The sequence below is a fragment of the Limnohabitans sp. 2KL-3 genome, assembly GCF_001269405.1.
Classification (GTDB): domain Bacteria; phylum Pseudomonadota; class Gammaproteobacteria; order Burkholderiales; family Burkholderiaceae_C; genus Limnohabitans_A.
The window spans coordinates 1-16,610 of the sequence record NZ_CXON01000003.1; the positions used below are offsets into that span (position 1 = coordinate 1).

Consider the following 16,610-nt stretch of genomic DNA (forward strand, 5'->3'; position numbering starts at 1 on the left):
GCGGGATGATTGGAACACTGGTGGTCTGAGCAGATGCGGGCGGTGTGCTTGGGAAATGTGGGACATGTGAGGCGTGTTGGCGGTGCTTTTGGAGCCAGCGGCGCAGTACGTTGGCATTCATGCCGTGGGCTGCCGCGATGGCACTGACGGATGCGCCGGGGAGTTGGCAGGAGGCCACCAATTCAGACTTGAACTGAGTGCTGTAGATGCGACGCGTGCGCGAAGGCGTTGAAGGGGTAGGAGTGTCTTGATTCATCATCGTGTCCACGTTGTTGTTGTGTGGCCAGGATGTTGCCGGGATGGCATTTGAATCTCAAGATGGGTTCACCGGACGCTTACGCTCCTACAAGGGAAGGCCCTGCTTTTGTGAGCGCCCCTTCATTTTGTGGGAGCCCCGCCCTCGGGGCGATGGGTGGTGGTCTGCGAGGCTTTTCGCGGCGGGGGCGTCGCTCCTACAAGGGAAGGCCCTGCTTAAGCGTTCGTGCCAACATCATTGGGCAAAGTAGGCTCCCAGGACATGGGGTTAAGGGGCACAGCCCACAATCAGGTGGCGCTGCTTGAGCGCACCTTTTTTCAAGGGGATGACCATGCGCCACCCGTTTGTCATGGCTTTGTGTGCCTGTCTGTTGTCTTGCAACTTGGGCTGGGCGCAAGCTGCCGGGCAGACGGCTTCGGCACACAACAGTACCGACCACACCCACCAAGCCTTGCCGCCCGAGCCACTGCAGCGGGTGCTGCAGTCGGTGGTCACCGTGCAAAGCCGAAGCCACGCGCAGGCCAACACCAGCCGCACCCTGGGTCAGCGCCGCGAAGGCTCGGGCGTGGTGATCGGCCCCGACCTGGTGCTGACCATCGGCTATCTGCTGCTCGAAGCCGAAAGCGTGGACCTGATCGACCACCAGGGCCGCCGCATTCCAGGGCAAGTGCGGGCGGTGGACAACCTCAGTGGTCTGGGCCTGATCCGCGCCTTGGTGCCACTGCGCCTGGAATCGGTGCCGCTGGGCGACTCGGACAGCCTGCCCACCCCCGGCAAGCTCTGGACCCTGGGTCAAAACGAAACCGCCCCGACGGCCCTGGAACTGGTCTCCAGAAAGGTCTTTGCGGGCGGCTGGGAATATTTGCTGGAAGCGCCTTTGATGACGATGCCAGCAGTGAACAACTGGAGTGGTTCCGGTCTGTTTGATGATCAGGGCCGACTGGTGGGCATTGGCTCTTTGTTGGTGCAAGACGTCTACGGCGACCAAGTGCCGCTGCCGGGCAATTTGTTTGTGCCGGTGAACCTGCTCAAAGACCCCCTGCCCGACTTGCTGCGCAGCGGCAAGCGTCCTGGCCCCGGCACGCCTTGGCTGGGCATCACCAGCCAGCGCCTGCCCAGCGGCGGCTTGGCCGTTTTGCGCGTCTCGCCAGGCAGTCCCGCAGCGCTGGCGGGCATTGCCGTGGGCGACACCTTGCTGGCCCTGCAAGGCCAAACGCTGCAGGACTTGCCCGACTTTTATCGCCGCCTGCGGGCCTTGGGGCCTGCAGGCAGCCCCTTGACCCTCACGGTGCGCAACAAGGGCCAAAGCCGCGATGTGGATTTGCTCAGCACCGACCGTGCAACAGCTTTGAAACGACCCAGCGGAATTTAACGGCGTTTGGGGTTTGAAAGCCCTGCATTTTTTTGGGGCCACCATTTTGGGGGGCTTCGCATTTTGTGGGAGCCCCGCCATCGGGGCGATGGGTGGTGGTCTGCGAGGCTTTTCGCGACGGGGGCGTCGCTCCTGCAGGGACCATGCCTTGCGTCTGGAAAACCCTGATATCCACTGCGCGACAGGCTCAGGCGAGCAACTGCCTATAGTCCCCAAAACGTTGGGCATCCCCCACACGTCTGGCTTTCACTGCAGCAAGGTTTTTGACAGATGCACGATTTGATCATCCGCAACGCTCAGGTTTATGACGGCTCCGGTGCGCCCCCGGTGCAAGCCGATGTGGCCGTCTCGCAAGGCCGCATCACCCACATCGGCACCGTCGAAGGTCCGGCACAGGAAACCGTCGATGCCCAAGGCCTGGCTTTGATGCCCGGCATCGTGGACCTGCACACCCACTACGACGCGCAGGTCACCTGGGACCGAACCATGTCGCCTTCTCCCGCACTGGGCGTGACCACGGCGGTGATTGGCAATTGCGGTTTTGGCATCGCGCCCTGCCCTGCGCCGCTGCGCGAGACCATGCTGAAAAACTTGTCGGTGGTCGAAGGCATGGACTTGCAATCCTTGCTCACCGGTGTGGACTGGCAGTTTGAATCCTTTGGCCAATACATGGACCAGCTGCGCCGCATCGGCCCTTACGTCAACACCGCCGTGTTCGCAGGCCACTCGGTCATCCGCACCGCCGTGATGGGTGCAGACGGCTCTGCCCAGGTCGATCCCACAGAGGATCAACTGCAGACCATGCAAGCCTTGGTGCGCGATGCCATGGACCACGGTGCCATTGGGTTTGCGTCTTCGTTTTCGCCCAACCACAGCGGCTTTGGCGGGATTCCCATGCCTTCGACCATTGCCTCCGAAAATGAGCTGCGGGCTTTGGCCGGTGTGCTGGGCGAAAAAAACAAGGGCGTGTTCATGATGGCCACTGGCACCCGCGCCAGCCCCGACGTGATGGAGTCCATCGTGCAAGACACGGGCCGACCCGGTTACATCTCTACGGTGCTGACCATGTACAACGAGGGCAACCCCGGCTTGGGGGCCACCTATTACGAGCGCTGTGCCCAAGCCCTGGCGCGCGGCCACGAGCTGTATGTGCTGACCAGCTGCCAGCCGCTGTCGTTTGACTTCACCTTGACCGATCCCTATGTGCTGCTGAGCCATGCGGCCTTTGATGCGGTGAAGACCGCAACGCCAGACCAATTGCCAGCGCTGTACCGATCGCCCGAATTCCGCGAAGCCTTTCGCCAGAACCTGCGCCAGCCCAAGGCGGGCATTTTGTTTCTGGGCAACTGGCGGCACATCGAAGTGGGCCAAACCGTGCGCCCAGAAAACCAGGCGCTCGAAGGCGTGAGCATCCAGGCCCTGGCCGACCAGCGCGGCCTGGACCCGGTGGATGTGTTCTTTGACCTGGCCCTGTCCGAAGACTTGGGCACGCATTTTGTGGGCAAGTTTTTCAACAACAACGACGACGGCGTGGTCCCCTCGCTCAAACACCCGGCCAGCGTCATCACGCTGTCGGACGCGGGCGCCCACCTCACCTACATGTGCGACGCAGGCTTTGGCCTGTACTTTCTGGCGCACTGGGTGCGCGACACCGGCCACTTCACCTTGGCCGAAGGCGTTCGCCGCCTGACCAGCGAACCTGCAGACCGCTTTCGCATTCCCGACCGAGGCCGTTTGCAAGTGGGCCTGCCTGCCGATTTGCTGCTGTTCGACCCGGCCACCGTGGGCATCTCCAAACCCTTGCCACGCCAGGACTTGCCTGGTGGCGGCACGCGCATGGTGCGCGAAGCCACAGGCGTGCATGGCGTCTGGGTCAATGGCGTGAAAGTACACGACGGTCAGGACTATGTGGACCATCCACACGGGCCAGGCCAAGTGCTCGACCAATTCAATTCATAAGGAGTGTGTTCATGTCCATCCAACGTCGTATCTTGACCGGCCTCTTGCTGGCCTTCATGGCCAGCAGCATCTGGGCCCAAAGCTGGCCCAACAAGCCCGTGCGCATGATCATCGCTTTCCCGCCCGGCGGCCCCACCGACCTGGTCTCAAGGGTGCTGGCACAACGCCTGTCTGAACAACTGGGTCAACAAGTCATCGTCGACAACAAGCCCGGCGCGGGTGGCAACCTGGCGGCCGAACTGGCCGCCAGAGCCACACCCGATGGCTACACGATTTTCTACAACACATCGGCCATCGTGATTGGCCCAGCCTTGTACGGCAAAGTGAACTACGACACCCTGAAAGACTTTGCGCCCGTGGCCCTGACGGCCAGCGTGCCCATGGTGCTGGTGGTTAACCCGCAACTTCCAGCGCGCAGCGTCAAGGAGTTTCTGGACCTGGCCAAATCGCGCCCCGGTGCACTGAACTACAGCTCATCCGGCACCGGCACCATCACGCATTTGGCCAGCGCCATGATGTCCACCCAAACCGGCGTGTTGACCCAGCACATCCCCTACAAAGGCAGCGCCCCGGGCTTGGTGGATCTGGCTGCGGGCCAAACGCAATTCATGATCGACACCATCAACACGGTCTTGCCTTATGTGCGTGACAACCGCCTGCGCGGTCTGGCGGTGACCAGCATCAAGCGCTCCAGCCTCTTGCCGGACCTGCCCACGCTGGCTGAATCGGGCATGCCCGGTTTTGATGCCGCCGCCTGGCAAGGCATCGTGGTGCCCACCGGCACCCCGGCCGACATCATTCAAAAGCTCAACACCGAAGTGAACAAGGCGCTGGCCCACCCCGATTTACGCGCCCGCTTGGCCGCACAAGGCGCTGAAATTCTGGGCGGCACGCCCGCCGAATACGCGGCCCACCTGCGCACCGAAATGCCGCGTTGGGCCAAGGCCGTGAAAGACTCGGGCGCCAAAGCCGAGTGACCCTCGGGGCCAGCCAAATACAGGGCATTCCCCCGTAGGAGCGACGCCCCCGTCGCGAAAAGCCTCGCAGACCACCACCCATCGCCCCGAGGGCGGGGCTCCTACAAAATGCAGGGCATTCCCCAGTAGGAGCGACGCCCCCGTCGCGATCAGCCCCGCAGACCACCACCCATCGCCCCGAGGGCGGGCTCTTACAAAATGCAGGGCATTCCCCTGTAGGAGCGACGCCCCCGTCGCGATAAGCCTCGCAGACCACCACCCATCGCCCCGAGGGCGGGGCTCCTACAAAATGCAGGGCATTCCCCTGTAGGAGCGACGCCCTCGTCGCGATAAGCTCCGCAAACCGCCAAGAATCGCCCCGAGGGCAGGGCTCCTACAAAGGGGCGGGTCCCATCGCCAACAGCGCTTGCACCGCCTCTTCGCTCAGACCCGCCTCACGCAGCACCTCGGCGCTGTGCTGGCCCAGACGTGGGGCTGGTTTTTGCACGCGCAATCCAGGCGTACCAGAAAAACTCACGGGCACTCCAATCTCATGCACCCGCCCCTCACTGGGGTGGTCCACTTCCTGCAGCATGCCCACCGCCCGCAAATGCGGGTCCTGCAACAAACTCTCGACATCGTGCATGGGCATGCACGGGATATCGGCCTGATCGAGCAGCGCCATCCAGTGTGCGGTGCTTTGCGTGGCCATGGCATCGGCCACCATGCGGTACAGGTCGTTGATGTGCCGGGTCCTGACCCCAATGCTGCCAAAGCGCGGATCTTGCGTGAACAAATGGCCCTGGCCCAGAAGTTCCAGAAATTTTTGCCAATGGCGGTCGGTGTAAATCAACACGCACAAATGGCCGTCCGTGGTGGGATAAGGCCTGCGCTCTTGCACCAGCAGTCGGGCGTAGCCGGTCGGCCCCAGCGGTGGCTCGAAAGTGGCACCCGCCATGTGCTCGCCCAACACATACTGCGCCATGGTTTCAAACATGGGCACCTCCACCGCCTGCCCCAAGCCCGTTTGGTAACGGGACAGCACCGCCGCCAAAATGGCGTTGCAGGCCATCAGTCCCACAGTGCGATCGGCCAAGGTCAGCGGCACATAACGCGGTGCACCACCACTGGCGCGGCTCATCAAACTGGGCACTGCAGCCACGCCTTGAATCAAGTCGTCGTAGGCCGGTTTGCCCGCGTAGGGGCCTTTTTCGCTGTACCCATAGAGCCCGGCATAAATGATGCGCGGGTTGATGGCCTTGAGGCGCTCATGATCGATGCCCAAGCGCTGCATGGCCTGCGGCCGAATGTTGTAGACCACCACATCGGCGGTTTCCGCCAGTTTAAAAAACGCCGCCAGGCCCTCGGGCTTTTTCAGGTCCAGCACCACGCTGCGTTTGTTTCGGTTGACATGCATGAAACCCGAGCCCATGCCGGGGTTGCGCATGGGTCCAATGCCGCGCACCGTGTCGCCTGTGGGTGGCTCGATTTTCACCACATCGGCGCCCATGTCGGCCATGAGTTGGGTGGCGTAAGGCCCCATCAACACACTGGTCAAGTCCAAAACGCGCAATCCACTCAGGGCACCAGCCATGGATCTTCCTTCACAATGATCGGTTGAAAAAACCAGGCAGTGCACCCCACGCTGCCCCCTTGATTGATCCATGATTATGTCTGCCACAAGCGCCCAGGGCTGTCACGCACAGTGCCACTGCAGCGGCAAAAAACAGACAACCCTCGCCACTTGACGCTCGCGGGTCACCGAAGACCCACAGGCTTGGGCGATACTCCCAAGCATGCAAAGAACCATCTTCACCACTCCGGTCGTCAACACCTTGCTGAGGTGGTTTTCCATCGGTTTTTTACGCCTCAAAGGTTGGCGTGTCGAAGGGGCCTTGCCGCCCGCCGGCCACAAAAGCGTGCTGATTGCGGCACCGCACACCAGCAACTGGGACCTGCCCTACACCCTGATGGTGGCCTTTGCCCTGCGCCTGACCCCTTACTGGATGGGCAAAAAAAGCATTTTTATGTTCCCATTTGGACCCCTCATGCGCTGGCTGGGCGGCATTGCGGTCAACCGCGAACAATCGACCAATTTGGTCGCCGCTTCTGCGCAAGCCCTGGTGCAAGCACAAGGGCCTGTGCAACTGATAGTGCCCCCCGAGGGCACACGCAGCAAAACCCGCTATTGGAAAACCGGCTTTTATTACATTGCCCTGCAAGCGCAAGTGCCCATCGTGCTGGCGTACATGGACTACAGCACCCGCCGCAGTGGCCTCGGGCCCGTGTTCACCCCAACGGGGGATGTGGAGGCCGACATGGCGAGCATCAAAGCCTTTTATGCGCCATTCAAAGGCAAAAACCCTGACCAATTCAACAGCAAGGAGTAAAGCATCATGGCCAAAGACTTCAGCACCCTGGAAGACAGCAACCGCTCGACCAACCCCGACATCCACCAGGTGATTGCCGCCTCGCGCCGCCGTTTCTTGCAAGGCGGTGCGGCCGTGACGCTGGCCTCAGTGTTGGCCCCCTTGGCCGGATGTGCGGCCTTGGGCCAGGGGCAGCCCAAACTCGGCTTCAAAGGCATCCCGGTGGGCATGGGCGACCGGCTGGTCGTGCCCGAGGGCTATGTGGCCAGCGCCCTGGCCGCCTGGGGTGAACCGGTGGGGATTGCGGGCAACATGCCCGCCTTCAAGATGGACGGCTCCAACACCGCCGACGAACAAGCCGCACAAATGGGCATGCACCACGACGGGCTGGCCTACTTTGCGCTGGACGGCTCGCGCCGAGGCCTGCTGGCCATCAACCACGAATACACCGACGATGGCTTGCTGCATGTGGGCGGCTTCAACGCCATGAACCCCGAGAAAGTGCGCAAATCACAAAACGCGCACGGCCTGTCGGTCATCGAAGTCGAGCTGAAAAACCAGCAGTGGCAGATGGTGCGCCCCTCGCGCTATGCCCGCCGCCTGCCCATGAGCGCCCCTTTCAGCGTGGGCGGCCCAGCCGCTGGCCACCCCCTGATGCGCACGGCTGCCGACCCCGAAGGCCGCACCGTGCTCGGCACCCTGAACAACTGCGCCAGCAGCAAAACCCCATGGGGCACCTACCTGTCGGGCGAAGAAAATTTTGCCTTTTACTTTGGCGGAGCCGACAAGCCCACACCCGACCAAAGCCGCTGGGGTGCCCGCAAAGATGGCTTTTACGCTTGGGACAAACACGATGCCCGTTTCGATCTGAAACAAAACCCCAACGAATACCACCGCTTTGGCTGGGTCGTCGAACTCGACCCCATGGACCCCACCAGCACCCCTGTCAAACGCACCGCACTGGGCCGCGCGGCGCACGAAGGCGCCTGGGTGGGGGTGACGCGCGATGGCCGGGCCGTGGTCTATTCGGGCGAAGACGCCCGCTTTGAATACATCTACAAATTTGTCAGCCGCGACAAAATCGCGCCCGCTGGCAACGGCCTGACACAAGCCCAAGCCAATCGCGAACTGCTGGACCACGGCACCTTGTACGTGGCCCGCTTCGACGCCGATGGCCGGGGCCAATGGCTGCCGCTGGTGCATGGCCAGGGGCCGCTGACGGCCGCCAATGGCTTTGCCGACCAGGGCGAGGTCGTCATCAAGGCCCGCCAGGCCAGCGACCTGTTGGGTGGCACCAAAATGGACCGCCCCGAGTGGCTCACCATCGATCCGGCCAATGGCTGGGTGTATTGCACCCTGACCAACAACAGCCAGCGCGGCACCGCCGGCAAGCCGGGCGTGGACGCGGCCAACCCCCGCGCCAACAACGTCATGGGCCAAATCATCCGCTGGAAAGATGAAGGCGATTTTGACGGCCGCCGCTTCGAATGGAACCTGATGGTGCTCGCGGGCGACCCTGCCAACGAACGCGCCGAAGCCAAAGGCAACATCAAGGGCGACATGTACGCCTGCCCTGACGGCATCACCTTTGACCAGCGCGGCGTGCTCTGGATCCAGACCGACGCCCACGCCACCCAGATGTACCAAGGCGAGTTGGCCCGCATTGGCAACAACCAAATGCTGGCCTGCGACCCCGCCACAGGCGAGACCCGCCGCTTTCTCACCGGCCCCACCAACTGCGAAGTCACAGGCGTGGCCCTGACACCGGACGGCACCACCATGTTCGTGAGCATCCAGCACCCGGGCGAAACCCCTTCTGACCGCAGCGACCCGGCCCAGCCTGCCAAATACTCCAACTGGCCTGACTACGCAGCGGGCGGCCGTCCACGCTCGGCCACGGTGGTCATCCGCAAACTCGATGGTGGTGTGATCGGCACCTGACCCTGTTACACATGCCAAGGCTGAGGATGAATTTCCAACGAATCGGGGGCCGAGCCCTTCTGTGCTGGGCCTTGCTGCTGGCGGGTGTGCCCAGCCTGGCGCAACGCACCGTTGACCTGCAAGGCCACCGAGGGGCACGGGGCCTGCTGGCCGAAAACACCCTGCCCTCCTTTGCTCTGGCGCTGCAAACGGGCGTGAGCACGCTGGAGCTGGACGTGGTGGTCACGCGTGACGATGTGCTGGTCATCAGCCACGACCCGGCCTTGAACCCCGACATCACCCGCGACGCGCAAGGCCAGTTTCTGCGCGACAAAGGCCCCGACATCCGGCAGCTCACGTTTGAACAACTGCAAAGCTACGATGTCGGGCGCATCAAGCCCGGCTCGCGCTACGCCCAGACTTTTTCAGCGCAAAAGGGCCACGACGGCGTGCGCATTCCCCGGCTCAAGGACCTGTTTGCGCTCGTCAACGCCCAGGGCGACACGCAAGTCCAGTTCGCCATCGAAACCAAAATCACGCCACAACGCCCGGACCAAACACCCGACCCCGAGCGCTTTGTGCAGCTGCTGCTGCAGGAGGTGCGTGAGCACGGCCTGCAAGGCCGGGTGCAAATCCTGTCGTTTGACTGGCGCACCCTGCAAGCGGTGCAAAAACTCGCCCCCGGCATGCCCACGGTGTACCTCACCGCGCAGTTGCCCACGCTGGACAACCTGGGCATCCGGTCCGGACAGGCTTCGGCCTGGACGGCAGGCTTTCAACATGCCCAACACGGCTCGGTGCCGCGCATGATCCAAGCTGCAGGCGGCTCGCATTGGTCGTCGTTTTGGCGCGAACTCGATGCACAAAAAGTACGCGAGGCGCAAAGCCTGGGCCTCAAGGTGCTGGCCTGGACGGTGAACGACCGCCAGAGCATGGGCCAGATGCTGGACCTGGGCGTGGACGGCCTGGTGACCGACCGCCCGGACATCGCCGCTGAGCTGCTCAAGGAACGCGGCATCCGCTGGACTAGCCCGCGTTGAAAGGCCGTTGATTGATCCCGGCCCTGTGAAGTTTGAATACCTGCCTTTGTGGGAGCCCTGCCCATGAGGCAATGCCCCGCATTTGTGGAAGCCCTGCCCAGTCGCAGATACTGCGTTTGTGGGAGCCCCGCCCTCGGGGCGATTCTTGGTGGTCTGCGAGGGTGATCGCGACGAGGGCGTCGCTCCTACAGGGGGATACCCAGGATTTTTGCGAGCCCCGCCCAATGGACAGTGACCTGCCTTTGTGAGAGCCCTGCCCAGTGGCAGTTACCTGCCTTTGTGGGAGCCCCGCCCTCGGGGCGATTCTTGGTGGTCTGCGAGGGTGATCGCGACGAGGGCGTCGCTCCTACAGGGGGATACCCAGGATTTTTGCGAGCCCCGCCCAATGGACAGTGACCTGCCTTTGTGGGAGCCCTGCCCTCGGGGCGATTCTTGGTGGTCTGCGACGGTGATCGCGACGAGGGCGTCGCTCCTACAGTGAGATACCCAGGATTTTTGCGAGCCCCGCCCAATGGGCAGTGCCCTCCCTTTGTGAGAGCCCTGCCCAGTGGCAGTTACCTGCCTTTGTGGGAGCCCTGCCAAGTGGCAGATATCTGCGTTTGTGGGAGCCCCGCCCTCGGGGCGATTCTTGGTGGTCTGCGAGGGTGATCGCGACGAGGGCGTCGCTCCTACAGGGGGATACCCAGGATTTTTGCGAGCCCCGCCCAATGGACAGTGACCTGCCTTTGTGAGAGCCCTGCCCAGTGGCAGTTACCTGCCTTTGTGGGAGCCCCGCCCTCAGAGCGATTCTTGGTGGTCTGCGAGGGTGATCGCGACGAGGGCGTCGCTCCTACAGGGGGATGCCTGCGTCGGGGCTGAAGCCATTGACCAACCGCTTTCAGACGTGCTGTTTCATGACCTCGCCACCGGATCGTCCAGAAAACTGCCCGAACGCAAAGTGACCACCAGCGTATCGCGCCAACCGCCCGCCTGCTCAGGCTGAATGGGCGTGGTTTCGTGGATCACGCGGGTGTCGTCCATCAACAGCAAGGACCAAGGCTCGCTCAGGGTAAAGCGCTGACCTCGTGGACTGTCCACATCAAAGACCCGAGTTTCGCCGCCTTTGATGCCATGGCGGCCAATCAAAAACACCGCCACCCAATTGACGCCATCCCGGTGCGCCCCTTCCGGTGTGGGTCGGCCAATGCCATCGGTAGTGTCGATGCGAAATTGGTGCGCCTCGGTGAACCAGGTCTGCGGCCCTTGCGCCGCCGATGCCACACGCGCCAGCCATTGCAGCAAGGCCGACCAGGCCGTTTGTTGCACCACCTCGGCAGCCATGGGGTCGAACCAGCGCTGCATGCCGCCGTGCAAGGCGTTGTAAGACAGCGGCTGCCAGTGAGCGCGATGCGGCACGGGCTGCGAAGCCTGTGCCGTCACTTCAAAACTCGCATGACGCCTGCGGCGATAGCGTCCACCATCTTTGAGGTGCTGATCGGGTGGTAAATCGTTCCAGCTCGACTCCAAAGCCTGCAAGTCCTGCGGCTCGACCCCGGCCAAAGCGCACACAGCGCCAGCCCCCAGGAAGGCGAAACCCTGCGCTTGCAAGGTGGCGTTGAGTTGTTCGGGGGCGGTCAGTGGCGGCGGCAGTGAGTTTTGAGGCATGAAAACGTCCGTGCAATCAGGCAAAGAGTGCAAGCATAACGCCCTCTAGCCCAGCTCAGGGAGGTGAGCTGGGTCTCGCCACTGACTGCGCTCAGGCGTAGCGCTGGCTGGCCAGCTTGGCGCCTTCGGCCAAGGCCTTGAGCTTGGCCTCGGCCACAGCGCGGCTCATCGGGGCCAGGCCGCAGTTGGTGCAAGCAATCAGGCGGTTCTTGGGCACGAACTGCAGGGCACGGCCGATGGTGTCGGCGATTTCTTCGGGCGTTTCAATGACTGGGTTGGCCACATCGATCACGCCCACCATCACATCCTTGCCCTCCAGCAGCTTCATCATCTCCATCGGCACATGTGAGTGCATACACTCCAGGCTGACCTGTTGAATGCTGCTCTTGGCCAAGGCCGGAAAGACTTTTTCGTACTGACGCCACTCATGGCCCAGGGTTTCTTTCCACTTGTTGTTGGCTTCGATGCCGTAGCCGTAGCAAATGTGCACGGCGGTGGTGCAGGTCAGACCCCGGGCGGCCACCTCGAGTGCCTTCACACCCCAGTCGGCCGCATCGTCCATGTAGACGTTGAAGGCGGGCTCGTCGAACTGGATGATGTCCACGCCATCGGCTTGCAGCGCCAGCGCTTCTTGGTTGAGCAACTCGGCAAAGGCCATGGCCATCTTGACCTTGTCGCCGTAAAAGCGGTCGGCCACGGTGTCCACAATCGTCATCGGGCCAGGCAAGGTGAATTTGAGTTTTTTCTTCGTGTGGGCACGGGCGAGTTGGGCTTCAAAAGCGTGCACGCGGCCCTTGAGGCGCAACGGCGCAATGACTTGCGGCACCTGCGCGTCGTAGCGGTTGTTGCGGATGCCCATGGTGACTTTGTTCACAAAGTCGATGCCCTCGACCTGCTCGACAAAACCATGCACAAAGTGCTGACGGGCCTGTTCGCCGTCACCGATCACGTCGAGACCTGCGTCTTCTTGCGCCTTGATCCACAGCAGCGTGGCGTCGGCCTTGGCTTGCTGCAGCTCGGGGCCTTGGGTGGTCCACTGGGGCCAGAGTTTTTCGGTTTCGGCAAGCCAAGCGGGTTTGGGCAAGCTGCCAGCGATTGCGGTGGTGAACATGTCAAAAATCCTGAGGGTTTCAAAAATCAAAGCGTGGAGTTTGCCGCAAGCGCAAATTCTTGGGCGAGCAGTTCATACGATCGGCATTGGGCGGCGGGGTCATGCGTCCAGGTGATGACCACCAGCTCGTCGACCTCCAGACGCGCCGCCAATTGGCGCAGCTTGCGGCCCACCGTGGCGGCCGAGCCGATCAAGGCCCCATCACGCAGGCGTTGGAGTGCGAACTCTTCGGCCGGGCTGTAGTCACGCGCTGCTTCTTCGGGTGGCAACAGCACCCCAATGCGACCCAGGTTGCGGTCCATCTTCCAGCGGGCGCGGCTCTCGAACAGGCGCAGCGCTTCTTCGTCGGTGTCAGCGGCCAGCGCCCAGACACACAAGGCGGCATGAGGCTTGCTCAAGCCTGCACTGGGGCGGAATGTTTCGCGGTAGATCTGCAAGGCTTCGTCTGCGCCATGCCCATCGGTGATGAAGTAAGCAAACGCATACGGCAGACCCAGGTGTGCGGCCAATTGGGCGCCATAGTCGGAGCTGCCCAGCATCCACACCGTGGGCGCGGTGTCCGACTGCGGGTAGGCGAACACGTTGTGCCCCGGGTGGCTGGGTGGCAGGTTGTGGCCACTCACCCAAGCTTGCATTTCCATGGCCTGCTGCGGAAAACGCTCAGAGGCGCTGCGATCGGGGTTGAGCAACTGCGCGGTGCGCCCGTCGCTGCCGGGGGCGCGGCCCACGCCCAGGTCGATGCGACCGGGGGCCAGGGCGTCCAGCACACGGAACTGCTCGGCCACTTTCAGGGGCGCGTAGTGCGGCAGCATCACCCCCGCGCTGCCGATGCGGATGCGCTGGGTGCGGGCGGCAATCGCGGCCATCAAGACCTCGGGGGCACTGCCCACGATGCTGGGGTGGCTGTGGTGCTCACTCACCCAAAAGCGGTCATAACCCCAGGCCTCGGCTTTTTGCGCCAGGTCCAAGGTCTGGCGAATGGTCGCGTCCTGGCCGCGCCCGGTGGCAGCGGCAGACTGGTCAAGGATGGAAAGTCTCAAGCTCATTCGGCAATTTTTCTGGGATGGGCTTTGGCGGCGGGTCGGACTCAGCCCTTTGCAGGTGCGCCCAAAGCGGCCATTTCGGCCTCTTGCAGGGCCCGCCACATGACTTTGCCACTGCCGCTCTTGGGCAGCGCATCGACAAAACTCACAGCGCGGGGCATTTTGTAAACGGCCATGTTCTCACGGCACCAGTCGATGATGTCTTGCTCAGAGACCTTGCCCTTGTGGTCTTGCCGCAAAACCACCACCGCCTTGACCGACTCGCCCCGATAGGCATCGCGGGTGGCGATGATGCAGGCCTCTTGAATGGCCGGATGGCGGAACATCAGGGCCTCGACCTCGGCAGGCCAGACCTTGAAGCCACTGGCGTTGATCATGCGCTTCAAGCGGTCGGTCATGAAGAAATAGCCTTCCTCATCGACCCGGCCCATGTCGCCCGAGCGGAAAAAATGAAACCCATCGCGGTCAAAGAAAGCTGCGGCAGTGGCCTCGGGGCGCTTCCAATAACCCTTGAAAACTTGGGGGCCACAAATCACGATCTCGCCCGACTCGCCTGTTGGCAATTCGGCCAAGGTGTCTGGATCAACGATGCGGGATTCGACACTCATGAAGGGGATGCCCAGGCACTGTTTTTTGGGTGCGTCGGGCGGGTTGGTGTGCGAAGGTGCCGCCGTTTCGGTCAGGCCATAACCCTCCACATAGCGCAGGCCAAACTGGTCCAGCAAACGTTGCGCCACAGCTTCGGGCATGGCGGCACCACCACCGCCGATGTAGGTCAAGCTGTTCAAGTCATAACGGTCCATGTGAGGACTGCCCAGCAGGTCAATCACCATGGTCGGGATGTTGGTCCAGTGGGTGACACGCCATTTGGAGATCAAATGCCCGGCCACATCGCGGTCCCAACGCGGCATGATCACCAAGCTGGCCCCCAACAAAATGCTGGTGTGCATCACACTGACCATGCCGGTGATGTGGAACATGGGTACCACACACAAGGTCACGTTTTCGGGGGTGCCATTGCCCCACAAACCGCTGGACATGGCGTTGTGCATGATGGTGCCATGTGTGTGCATGCAACCCTTGGGCAGACCGGTGGTACCACTGGTGTAGGGCAAGATGGCCAGATCGTCGGGCTTCGCCTGGGGCGGCGGCAGGTCCATCGCAGGCGCTGCCATCAGGTCGGCCCAGGCGTGCACCGGCCCTGAAGTCAAAACGGGCAAGGCCCGGATTGGCAACAACCACGGCCGCCAAGCCTCGGGCATTTCATCGGGCCCGACCGTTGCCGGATCAAAGACATCGGTGAATTGCGTGACCACCAGGTGTTTCAGCCGCTGCTCAGCGGGCAAGGCTTCACTGGCCAGCGCCAGGTCAGGAGCCAAGTCAGCGGTAGTCACAGCGACTTGGGTGTCAGGGTCGGTGATGTAGTGCTTGAGTTCTTCGGCCCGGTTCATCGGGTTGACCGGCACCACCACCGCATCGATGCGCAAAATCGCAAAGTGGGTGATGACCAACTGCGGGCAGTTTTGCATGTCCAGGACCACACGGTCCCCGGCCTGCACCCCCAAAGCCTTGAGCTGCCCGGCCAATTGTTCGGCACTGGCCATCAATTGACGGTAAGTCCAGACCCGCCCCATGAAGACCAGTGCAGCCTTGTCGGGATAACGCAGGGCACTGACTGCCAGGTTCATCCACAAAGACGTGGCGGGCGCGTTGATTCTGGCGGGCAGACGCGCTGGCCAAACGGCAGCATGTGCAGACATTGAAGGTCTCCTTGAGTTGGTGCGCAATGTTAATCGTCACCTTGCGCCGCGCCGCACAGTCCTTTGTCACAGGCGGGACCATCACAGAAATCTGGCCCCACCTCGTTTAAATTGTGTCTATTTGTTTTAAAGTCCGTATTAAAGTACTATTTTTAATCTTGTTTCACACTTTTATCATTAAAATAAAGTCATGCAAACACACCACACGCCCGACACGCCAGAAGACTACTGCGGCACCACCTATGCAGCCAAATTGCTCGGTTTGTCCGTGGGGACCATCCAGACTTTGGTCGAAAAAAACGAGCTGCAGGCTTGGAAAACCCAAGGGGGTCATCGCCGCATCTCCATGCCCTCCATTCGGGACTACCAAAAAAAGCACAACATGCTGATGAGCCCGATTGAAAGCCGTGAATACCGGCTCAGGGTGTTGTTGGTCGAAGACGACCCGGTCACGCGTGACATGGTGCGGGACTTTTGCAACCGTTGCGAAATGCCGGTCGATTGCACCGCCATGTCTTCGGGGCTCGAAGCCCTGATCGACATGGCCAGCATCCAGCCCGATGTCCTGATCGCAGACTTGAACATGCCCGGCGTCGATGGGTTTGAGTTGTTGCGCACCCTCAAACATTCGGCCCAGTTCCAACGCATGACTTGCTTGGTCATTTCTGCCTTGTCACAAGAAGAAATTGCCGCCAAGGGTGGCCTGCCTGAAGGCACCATCTTCATGGCCAAGCCCGTGAACATGCAATGGTTCAATGGCTTCTTCACCGCCCTCATTGCCGGGCGAAAATTTGACCATCACCCTGCCTGATGCCTCAGGCAAGCCTAGCCCCAGGCGACTTTGGGGTTCAACTTGGCTTTGGAAAACCCACCTTTTGAGGCCATAGATTGACAAACGCGTGCACGGCAGTGCTGCCGTAAAGCCCGGCTTTGGTGAAAGGCTCTTGGGCAATCCAGGCGTGCGCAGCGTCTCGGTCGGGAAAATCAATGACCAGCAGGCTGCCCAGCATGGTCTGTCCGTCATCATGGGTCAAAGGCCCGGCAAAGGCGATGCAGTCCGCCATGTCTGACAAATAGGCCTTGTGCTCGGGTCGAACGCGTTGACGCAGTTCGGCACTTTCAGGTTTGTCAATCAAGATGAATGTAAACAACATGGCTTGTTTCTGTCTCGAGAATGAGT

General features: G+C 61.8%; 14 protein-coding genes. 7 read left to right on the forward strand and 7 right to left on the reverse strand.

Annotated elements, in window-relative coordinates; translation table 11 throughout:
* A partial coding sequence (locus tag AMM41_RS04765) for a transposase (RefSeq protein WP_194944613.1) occupies positions 1 to 259 on the reverse strand: 259 nt, incomplete at its 3' end.
* A 328-nt stretch (positions 260 to 587) separates the two neighbouring features.
* Here AMM41_RS04765 and AMM41_RS04770 point away from each other — a divergent pair.
* From AMM41_RS04770 to AMM41_RS04780, 3 genes are all read left to right on the forward strand, one after another.
* Complete coding sequence (locus AMM41_RS04770) at positions 588 to 1,628, forward strand: S1C family serine protease (protein WP_194944614.1); 1,041 nt, start codon at positions 588 to 590, stop codon at positions 1,626 to 1,628.
* 270 nt (positions 1,629 to 1,898) lie between these two features.
* Positions 1,899 to 3,587 carry an N-acyl-D-amino-acid deacylase family protein gene (locus AMM41_RS04775; protein ID WP_089953747.1) on the forward strand — a complete coding sequence of 563 codons (1,689 nt, stop codon included), beginning with the start codon at positions 1,899 to 1,901 and terminating at the stop codon, positions 3,585 to 3,587.
* Between the two features lie 11 nt (positions 3,588 to 3,598).
* Positions 3,599 to 4,564, forward strand: a complete 966-nt coding sequence (locus tag AMM41_RS04780; RefSeq protein WP_089953750.1) for a Bug family tripartite tricarboxylate transporter substrate binding protein — start codon at positions 3,599 to 3,601, stop codon at positions 4,562 to 4,564.
* Positions 4,565 to 4,937: 373 nt separating this feature from the next.
* On the opposite strand, the gene AMM41_RS04785 is transcribed toward AMM41_RS04780, so the two are convergent.
* Entirely contained in the window at positions 4,938 to 6,137 is a 1,200-nt protein-coding gene (locus AMM41_RS04785; protein WP_089953752.1) for a CaiB/BaiF CoA transferase family protein, read from the reverse strand.
* 202 nt (positions 6,138 to 6,339) lie between these two features.
* On the opposite strand from AMM41_RS04785, the gene AMM41_RS04790 reads away from it, so the two are divergent.
* The 3 genes from AMM41_RS04790 to AMM41_RS04800 are packed head-to-tail and all read left to right on the forward strand — an operon-like array spanning position 6,340 to position 9,872.
* Positions 6,340 to 6,933, forward strand: a complete 594-nt coding sequence (locus tag AMM41_RS04790) for a lysophospholipid acyltransferase family protein (protein ID WP_089953755.1) — start codon at positions 6,340 to 6,342, stop codon at positions 6,931 to 6,933.
* A gap of 6 nt (positions 6,934 to 6,939) precedes the next feature.
* Positions 6,940 to 8,853 carry a PhoX family protein gene (locus AMM41_RS04795; RefSeq protein WP_089953757.1) on the forward strand — a complete coding sequence of 638 codons (1,914 nt, stop codon included), beginning with the start codon at positions 6,940 to 6,942 and terminating at the stop codon, positions 8,851 to 8,853.
* A gap of 26 nt (positions 8,854 to 8,879) precedes the next feature.
* A complete protein-coding gene (locus AMM41_RS04800) occupies positions 8,880 to 9,872 on the forward strand; it encodes a glycerophosphodiester phosphodiesterase (RefSeq protein ID WP_089953760.1) in 993 nt (330 codons plus the stop codon).
* 891 nt (positions 9,873 to 10,763) lie between these two features.
* Here the strand turns inward: AMM41_RS04800 and AMM41_RS04805 are convergent.
* From AMM41_RS04805 to AMM41_RS04820, 4 genes are all read right to left on the reverse strand, one after another.
* Positions 10,764 to 11,516, reverse strand: coding sequence for a 2OG-Fe dioxygenase family protein (locus AMM41_RS04805; RefSeq protein WP_089953763.1), 753 nt, complete (start codon positions 11,514 to 11,516; stop codon positions 10,764 to 10,766).
* 91 nt (positions 11,517 to 11,607) lie between these two features.
* Complete coding sequence (locus AMM41_RS04810; protein WP_089955184.1) at positions 11,608 to 12,627, reverse strand: methionine synthase; 1,020 nt, start codon at positions 12,625 to 12,627, stop codon at positions 11,608 to 11,610.
* A 26-nt stretch (positions 12,628 to 12,653) separates the two neighbouring features.
* Entirely contained in the window at positions 12,654 to 13,673 is a 1,020-nt protein-coding gene (locus AMM41_RS04815) for an LLM class flavin-dependent oxidoreductase (protein WP_194944615.1), read from the reverse strand.
* A gap of 41 nt (positions 13,674 to 13,714) precedes the next feature.
* Positions 13,715 to 15,430 (reverse strand): long-chain fatty acid--CoA ligase, encoded by a 1,716-nt coding sequence (locus AMM41_RS04820; RefSeq protein WP_089953765.1) that lies wholly within the window; start codon positions 15,428 to 15,430, stop codon positions 13,715 to 13,717.
* Positions 15,431 to 15,620: 190 nt separating this feature from the next.
* On the opposite strand from AMM41_RS04820, the gene AMM41_RS04825 reads away from it, so the two are divergent.
* Positions 15,621 to 16,241 carry a response regulator gene (locus AMM41_RS04825; protein ID WP_089953768.1) on the forward strand — a complete coding sequence of 207 codons (621 nt, stop codon included), beginning with the start codon at positions 15,621 to 15,623 and terminating at the stop codon, positions 16,239 to 16,241.
* A gap of 37 nt (positions 16,242 to 16,278) precedes the next feature.
* Here the strand turns inward: AMM41_RS04825 and AMM41_RS04830 are convergent, their stop codons facing one another.
* The gene (locus tag AMM41_RS04830; RefSeq protein ID WP_089953770.1) at positions 16,279 to 16,584 is read right to left on the reverse strand and encodes a YciI family protein; all 306 of its coding nucleotides are present in this window, start codon (positions 16,582 to 16,584) and stop codon (positions 16,279 to 16,281) included.
* Positions 16,585 to 16,610: the final 26 nt, after the last annotated feature.